Here is a 6,695-nt window from a genome sequence, read left to right as displayed (position 1 = left end):
TGCTCGCACGAGTGACGGCGGCCCGGCGGGAATTGGGCGGGTGGCGCGAAGGAGCGGTGCTCCGAAGCATGGCCGGCAGCGGGTGCGGGCCGCCGAACTCGGGGTGCTCGGCGAACACGACATCGCGCGGCAACCGATCGGTGAGAGTGAGATGGGGGACCGGGCGATGCCGGTCTGGACGCCGTGACCGCCGGTCCGCTCGCCGGATTCGGTGACCGGCGGCCGTCGTCAGCTGTACAGGCGGTCGAGGAAGACCTCGAGGTTGTCGCGCACGCGCTCGATCTTCTCCTCGGGGGTGAGGTCCTCGCGGTAGCGGCTGCCCGCGGCCGGCCGTTTCCTGCCGCGCGCGTACAGCGAACACGCCAGGTCGGTGCACATGTAGATGCCGACGGAATTGCCGCGCCGCCCCGATTCGCCTGCCTTGTGCGCGGTGAGCAGGCAGACACCGCCGCCGGTGTGGGTGGTCAGGCAGATCGAGCACAACTGGGCGCGGCCGGTGCCGCCGGTCTCGTAGCGCAGTGCCACGCCGACCGGGCCGTCCTCGCGGGGGGCCACCAGGTAACAGCGCCCTGGCATGGACGGGTCGGTCCAGCCGAAGAAGTCCAGCTCGTCCCACGGGCGGTCGGCGAGATCGCGGGGGACCGGCAGCCGCTTGGCCTCGCCCTTGGAGCAGTTGACGAACGACGAACGGATGTCGCGTTCGGTGAGGGGGTGCACGGGAAAATCCTTCCGGTCGGCAAACGCCACGCGACGCTACGCCCGTCGCGACGGGCGAGCAACGGAATATCTCCCGCCCCCCACCACCCGAGTCGGCCCTGATCGGGTCAGCGGGCGGGCGGCCACTCACCCGGCTGCGGGCGGACGGTGAGGATCTGCTGCGCGTGGCCGACCGGGCCCGTGACATCGTGCAGCACGGTGGAGGTCAGCCCCTGGCCGGTGCCGCCGAACACCACTGTGGTGTCGAGGCCCACCCAGCGGCCCTCCGGCTGCCGGTGCAGATGGATGCTCAGATCCAGATTGGGATACATCCATTCCGATGGCTTCTCCCTGGAGGCGATGCCGTTGGCGGTGTCGACCAGCGCGAGGAAGGCGGTGACCTCGTCGGTGGGCTCACCCTCGACCAGGTTCACCTCGGTGCGCACCCAGGTGGCGGCCCGCCCCGGCCGGTACTCGCCGATGGAGCGCACGTCGAGCGAGGCGATGAAACCGCCGGGCCACAGCGAATCCATCGCCCATCGGGGCCGGGTCTCGGGCGCGGGCAGCGGCTCGGTGGCGCCGCCTGCCACGGTGGAGGTGTCGCCGGTGACCATCAGCCACACCCGGGCGGTCACCGCGGCGCGCCCACCGGCGAAGGCGGTGGCCTCCACCAGTTCGATGGTCCGTCCAGGACGCACCACCCGTGCCTCGACCTCGAACTCGCCGACCGGGACCCGGCCGAGGATGTCGAAGGTGACCCGGCTGATCGCCATCGCCGGGCGCTGCTCGGCGGTCCGCAGGCGCTGGATCTCGTGGACGAGCAACCCGGCGACCGGGCTGAAGTGTTGCTCGTCGGCGGTCCACGCTCCCGTCGTGTGGGCCGTGGGGTCGAACGTGTTCGGCCCCACGCGGCGGAAATAGGCGGACGCCTCGCTGCTCTCGGACATACGTCCAAGGTAAGGATCGCGTTTGCCGCGGATGCGCCGGGGAGCTGCCTTTGTGGCCGAGTTCACCCAGGTGGGACGAGTTTCCGGCCGCCGGGTTCCCGGCTTCGCGCCGGGTGCGGACGCAGGCGCTCCACCCCGGCGGGCGGACGGCTCAGGCGGATTCGGCCAGGCCCGCCGAGCGGTACACCTCGGCCAGTTCCTCGAGCGGCAGGCTCAGCGCCCGGCTCAGCGCGACGACCGTGCCGAAGGCGGGGGAGGGCAGCCTGCCGGTCTCGATCTTGCGCAGCGTTTCCGGCGAGATGCCCGCCGCGCCTGCCACATCGGCGAGATCGCGTTCGGCACGCGCGGTCCGCAGCCGGGCGCCGAGGCGGCGCCCGGCTTCGATCTGAGCGGGGGTCAACGGGAGACGGACCATGCCGACCAGGGTAGGCCGCCGCTCGGACCCGCCACAAGCAGCGGATTGGTATAAAAATACCGATACCGCTACAGTGGTATTAAAATACCGAACCGGAGGGTGTGCATGCTCGAGTCGAAGACCCCGCGCGAGATCGATCGGATGGCGGTGACGGGCGCCTTCGTCGCCGAGGTGCTCGCCGAACTGCGCGAGCGTGCGCGGGTCGGGGTCAACCTGCTCGATCTGGAAGACCATGTGCGCAAACGCATCCGCGAACGCGGCGCGGTGTCCTGCTATGTCGACTACGCGCCCTCGTTCGGGCGCGGCCCGTTCGGCTACACCATCTGCCTGTCGGTGAACGACGCCGTGCTGCACGGCAGGCCGTTCGACTACCCGCTCGGCGACGGCGACGTGCTGTCCATGGACCTGGCCGTCTCCATCGACGGCTGGGTGGCCGACGCCGCGATCACCACTGTCGTCGGCGCCGCCGCCGAGGAGGATCTGCGACTCGTGCGGGCGACCGAGGAAGCGCTGGCCGCCGCCGTCGAGGCCGCGGTCCCCGGCAACAAGCTCGGCGACATCTCCGCCGCCATCGGCGCGGTGGCCGCGGCCTACGGCTACCCGGTGAACACCCAGTTCGGCGGGCACGGCGTCGGCCGGACCATGCACGAGGACCCGCATGTGTCCAACACCGGCCGGGCTGGTCGTGGTCTGCGCCTGCGGCCCGGGCTGGTGCTGGCGCTGGAGCCGTGGTTCGCCGCCACCACCGACCGCGTCTACATCGACGACGCCGACGGCTGGACGGTGCGCTCGGCGGACGGATCGCGCACGGCCCACTCCGAGCACACCGTCGCCATCACCGAGGCGGGGCCGCGGGTGCTGACGCGGCGCTGAACGGCAGATCCGCGGTGCGGGTCCGGGCGGGCGCAGGCGTCGTCGATGTCGACGCGGTCGGCGGCCCGCGCGTGCGACCCGCGTGCGCCGGAGGTCAGGGCTTGGTGGCGACCGCCAGCACGTTCTTGCCGAACATCCGGCCCGTCAACGGCTGCATCGCCCGGCTGAGCGGGAAGACGGCGCGATCGTAGAGTTCGATCGAGCGCGGGTTCAGGTCGCCGTCACCGGAGCCGACCAGCTTGTAGGCCAGGGTGGCGAAGAACCCGATCGGGTCGCAGTAGCGGGACCGGTCGATGTCGAGTCCGGCGTTGCGCAGGACGCGGTTCAGCTGGGTGCGCCGGTAGCGGCGGTAGTGGCAGACCTTGTGGTCCATGGCGGAGAACAGGATCTCCATGGCGGGCACGTAGACGACCAGGGTGCCGCCGGGCCGCAGCAGCGAGGCCAGCTGCTCGGCGGCCGACTGGTCGTCCTTGATGTGCTCGAGGACGTTGAAGGTGTAGATGAGGTCGTACTGCTCGGTCTCGCTGGGATCGGCGGCGTCGAAATCGACGACCTTGTAGCCCTTGGCGCGCAGCACATGCTGCAACTCCTCGTCGGGCTCGAGGCATTCCGGCGCGATCCCGCGCTCGGCGAGCATGTCGGCGTAGGTGCCCGAGCCCGCGCCGAAATCGAGGACCCGCAGGTCGGCCGCGGCGCCGTCGGCGGGCAACCGCCGGTCGACGATGTCGACCAGGAAGGTGTTGTAGTTGACCGCGCGCGCCATGACTTCCAGGTTGTCGCACCCGGTGTACGCGAAATTGCTGCTGCCCACGGAATATGCCCTTCGTCGACCGCCGGTGCGGTGATCTGCCGACGGGATGCGGTGACGTGGTTCATCGAACGTTCCGGCCGGGCGGACGCCGTTGTCCGGTCGGGCCGGTCGTGGTCTCCGAATGGAACGCAGAGGCCGTGTGTCGCCGGCGACGGTAGTGGATCGATGCCGGGGAATGTCAATGTCGTCCGGCGTGTCGATGCATCGGTGCGAGAGTGTCACCGTGATTCGAGCCAGTGTTGCACCTCCTCGCCCGCCCGCAGTTCCGCGGCGACCGCGGCGCGCTGCTCGTCGGTGAGCTCCATGGTCGAGACCTCCGCGCGCAGCTGGTCGGCGCGTTCGGAATCGCCGGCGGCGACGGCGATCTCGGCCAGCATGGCCAGCGCCTTCGCCCGTTCGGCGGCGGGGGCGCTCTCGCGGTAGCGGCCGAGGCCGACCTCGAGCACGCGCGCCGCGGCCTTGTCGTCCTCTTTGAAGTCGCGCAGGATGCGCGCGTTGTCGATCGCCGCGGCCAGGCCCTCCAGTGCCGCCGAGCCGCCGTATTCCACCTTCGGCGGCTCGTCGCGCTGGATGAACAGCAGGGTGTTGCCGTCGGGGTCGACGAGACTGAATCGGGACTGGCCGGGGCGGAAGCGGGTGATGCGCGGGCAGCCCGTGATCGTGACCTTGCCGTAGGCGGCGCGCATGCCCTCGCTGAATCCCCGGTGGCGCGCGGCGACATCGTCGACCATCACCAGCGCGCGCACCGTCTCCAGCGGAACCGCGACCTCGCGCGGGGCCGGGCTGAAGTGCACGTTGCAGCCGTCGAGCTCGACGCACAGGTAGACGTAGGGTCTGGTCTGCTCGTGGGTCACGGTGTAGCCGAGCGCCCGGTAGAAGCCGAGGGTGGCGGCGGGGTTGGAGGTCCAGAGGACGGGCACGGGGGAGTCGTGCATCGGGGTAGCCCTTTCTGGCGGCTGGTGGTCGAAGCAGCTGGTTGTCGAGACGGCTGATGGTCGAGGGGGGTGGTCGAGGATGGTAGTCAACTTTGAATACCGAACCTACGTCGCGTCGCGCGGAAGTCAAGTTTGAGTACCGTCCGGTACGCTCGGTCCGTCGAAAGGAGCTGTCGTGTCGGTGGTGCGCCTGCTCGTCCTCGGGGTGTTGCGCCGGCAGGGGCCCGCGCACGGATACGCGGTGCGCCGCGAACTGCTGTCCTGGCGGGCCGAGACCTGGACCAGCGTCAAGCCGGGTTCGATCTACCACGCGCTCAAGCAGTTGTGTGCCGAAGGCAGGCTGCGGGAGGCGGGGACCGAGCGCAGCGAGGAGGGCCCGGGCCGCACGCTCTACGAGCTCACCGCCGAGGGGGAGGCCGAGTTCCACCGGCTCATGGACAAGGCGCTGGTCAGCGTCGACATGGAGGAACTCGGCGCCGGCATCGCGTTCATGGACGCGCTGCCCCGCGCGCACGTGATCGCGCTGCTGCGTGAACAACAGCGCAACGCCGCGCGGGTGCGCGAGGAACTGCTCGCCATGATCCCGCGATTCCCCGGCCGCCACGAGACTCCGCACGCCACCGACCTGCTGGAACTGTGGAGCGGGGTGTTCGACAACCTGACCGACTGGACCGGCCGCCTGCTCGCCCGGCTGGAAGCGGGTGAGTATTCCCTGCCCGATTGAATCTGCCCGCCCGACCGAACCCGTCCTGCCCAGAACCTGCCCTACCGGACCGAACCGCATAGGCTGCGGTCATGACCAACGCTTTCGGGGAAGCCGCGACCGCCGACTACGTGATGCTCACGACCTATCGCAAGGACGGCACGCCGGTCGGCACGCCGCTGTGGGCGGTCGCCGACGGCGGCAAGCTGTACATGTGGACGGTGACCGACAGTTGGAAGGTCAAGCGGCTGAAGCGCAATCCGAGGGTCCTGGTGCAGGCGTGTGACGCGCGGGGCAAGAAGCTGTCCGGGCAGCCCGTCGAGGCGACCGCGCGCGTCCTCGACGCCGAGGGCACCGAACACGTGCGAACCCTGTTGAAGCGCAAGTACAAGCTGCTCGCCTGGATCGCCCTGGTCGGCAGCAACCTGCGCCGAGGCAAGGCGGGGACCGTCGGCCTGGAGATCACCCCGGCGTCCTGATCCCGGATCGGCCCGGGGCGCCCGGAATCGGCAAGCCGGGCAGACGGATTCCGGCCCACGGCCGCCCCCGGGCGGGGGTCTCGGCTATCCTTCGACGGGCAGAACCGGGGTGGTCCCCAGGCGGACACGAGGTCGCGTCCCCGCCCCGGCGGGAGGAACCCTTCATGACAGCACCGACGCGGCCACCGAGGGCGTCACAGCCCTACCCGGTCGCCGAAGCGCCCGAGCCCGAGCACACCGACGGCGGGTGGGCCTCCGTGCTGGTAGCCGCCATCGTGGCGGCGGTCGCCATCGCGGTGGCAGGCGTCATCGCCGGTCTCGTGGTGGTGAATCTGCGGGAGAGCACCATGAGCGAGTCCCCCCGCGGCAGCACCCAGCTCACCTCCTCGCCGGTGGCCGCCGCGCCGGCCGGGCAGATTCCCGAACAGCTCGAGATCACGGTCCCGACCGAGGCCCCTGAGGCCCCGGTCGCGCCGGTCACCACGGTCGCCGCGGAGATCGACACCCTCGACCAGGCGTCCGTGCAGGACGGCGTGGTCACCGTGCTGACCGGCTCCTACGGGCTGACCGAGGTCGCCGACGCGAGCTGCCCGGCGGGCCAGCCGGTGGTGACCGGCGTCCGCTTCACCTGCTCGGTCACGGTGTCCGGCCAGCCGATGTCGGTGTCGGTGACCGTCACCAGCGACGACGGCGTCTACGAGGTCAGCAGGCCGTTCTGACCGCCCGCGACTCCGTGTCGGCCCCGGCTCGGTCGGCTCCGGTTCGTTCGGTCGTTCTCACTTGGCCAGGCTCACCGAGGACATGTGGAAGTCGGGAATCCGCAGCGGCGGCATGGC

General features: G+C 70.6%; 10 protein-coding genes. 5 read left to right on the top strand and 5 right to left on the bottom strand.

Annotated elements, in window-relative coordinates; all coding sequences use genetic code 11:
- The coding region (locus QH283_RS20585; RefSeq protein ID WP_280504617.1) for a hypothetical protein at positions 1-187 on the top strand (187 nt) is incomplete at its 5' end.
- Positions 188-228: 41 nt separating this feature from the next.
- On the opposite strand, the gene QH283_RS20580 is transcribed toward QH283_RS20585, so the two are convergent.
- From QH283_RS20580 to QH283_RS20570, 3 genes are all read right to left on the bottom strand, one after another.
- On the bottom strand, positions 229-717 hold the full coding sequence (locus QH283_RS20580; protein WP_280504616.1) for an FBP domain-containing protein: 489 nt from the start codon (positions 715-717) through the stop codon (positions 229-231).
- A gap of 107 nt (positions 718-824) precedes the next feature.
- Complete coding sequence (locus tag QH283_RS20575; protein WP_280504615.1) at positions 825-1,643, bottom strand: thioesterase family protein; 819 nt, start codon at positions 1,641-1,643, stop codon at positions 825-827.
- 151 nt (positions 1,644-1,794) lie between these two features.
- The gene (locus tag QH283_RS20570) at positions 1,795-2,058 is read right to left on the bottom strand and encodes a helix-turn-helix transcriptional regulator (RefSeq protein ID WP_280504614.1); all 264 of its coding nucleotides are present in this window, start codon (positions 2,056-2,058) and stop codon (positions 1,795-1,797) included.
- Between the two features lie 105 nt (positions 2,059-2,163).
- Here QH283_RS20570 and map point away from each other — a divergent pair, with 105 nt between their 5' ends.
- Positions 2,164-2,931: a type I methionyl aminopeptidase gene (map, locus tag QH283_RS20565; protein ID WP_280504613.1), complete on the top strand. Its 768-nt coding sequence runs from the start codon at positions 2,164-2,166 to the stop codon at positions 2,929-2,931.
- A gap of 94 nt (positions 2,932-3,025) precedes the next feature.
- On the opposite strand, the gene QH283_RS20560 is transcribed toward map, so the two are convergent.
- Positions 3,026-3,742 (bottom strand): class I SAM-dependent methyltransferase, encoded by a 717-nt coding sequence (locus QH283_RS20560; protein ID WP_280504612.1) that lies wholly within the window; start codon positions 3,740-3,742, stop codon positions 3,026-3,028.
- A gap of 218 nt (positions 3,743-3,960) precedes the next feature.
- On the bottom strand, positions 3,961-4,677 hold the full coding sequence (locus tag QH283_RS20555; RefSeq protein WP_280504611.1) for a glyoxalase: 717 nt from the start codon (positions 4,675-4,677) through the stop codon (positions 3,961-3,963).
- A gap of 175 nt (positions 4,678-4,852) precedes the next feature.
- Between QH283_RS20555 and QH283_RS20550 the strand changes: the two genes are divergently transcribed.
- The 3 genes from QH283_RS20550 (at position 4,853) to QH283_RS20540 (ending at position 6,578) form a co-directional block, all read left to right on the top strand.
- Positions 4,853-5,401 carry a PadR family transcriptional regulator gene (locus QH283_RS20550; RefSeq protein WP_280504610.1) on the top strand — a complete coding sequence of 183 codons (549 nt, stop codon included), beginning with the start codon at positions 4,853-4,855 and terminating at the stop codon, positions 5,399-5,401.
- Between the two features lie 71 nt (positions 5,402-5,472).
- Positions 5,473-5,859 carry a PPOX class F420-dependent oxidoreductase gene (locus tag QH283_RS20545; protein ID WP_280504609.1) on the top strand — a complete coding sequence of 129 codons (387 nt, stop codon included), beginning with the start codon at positions 5,473-5,475 and terminating at the stop codon, positions 5,857-5,859.
- Between the two features lie 164 nt (positions 5,860-6,023).
- A complete protein-coding gene (locus tag QH283_RS20540) occupies positions 6,024-6,578 on the top strand; it encodes a DUF4333 domain-containing protein (RefSeq protein WP_280504608.1) in 555 nt (184 codons plus the stop codon).
- Positions 6,579-6,695 lie beyond the last annotated feature (117 nt).

Origin of the sequence: Nocardia farcinica (assembly GCF_029867845.1) — a bacterium.
Classification (GTDB): domain Bacteria; phylum Actinomycetota; class Actinomycetes; order Mycobacteriales; family Mycobacteriaceae; genus Nocardia; species Nocardia farcinica_A.
The sequence above is the reverse complement of the archived record's forward strand: the minus strand, read 5'-3'. Positions and strand labels throughout refer to the sequence as shown.

What these genes read in the sequence shown, in the direction of transcription:
- QH283_RS20545 (WP_280504609.1), top strand. Translation starts at nt 5,473, where the DNA reads ATGACCAACGCTTTCGGGGAAGCCGCGACCGCCGACTACGTGATGCTC.
- QH283_RS20555 (WP_280504611.1), bottom strand. Translation starts at nt 4,677, where the DNA reads ATGCACGACTCCCCCGTGCCCGTCCTCTGGACCTCCAACCCCGCCGCC.
- map (WP_280504613.1), top strand. Translation starts at nt 2,164, where the DNA reads ATGCTCGAGTCGAAGACCCCGCGCGAGATCGATCGGATGGCGGTGACG.
- QH283_RS20570 (WP_280504614.1), bottom strand. Translation starts at nt 2,058, where the DNA reads ATGGTCCGTCTCCCGTTGACCCCCGCTCAGATCGAAGCCGGGCGCCGC.
- QH283_RS20575 (WP_280504615.1), bottom strand. Translation starts at nt 1,643, where the DNA reads ATGTCCGAGAGCAGCGAGGCGTCCGCCTATTTCCGCCGCGTGGGGCCG.
- QH283_RS20540 (WP_280504608.1), top strand. Translation starts at nt 6,024, where the DNA reads ATGACAGCACCGACGCGGCCACCGAGGGCGTCACAGCCCTACCCGGTC.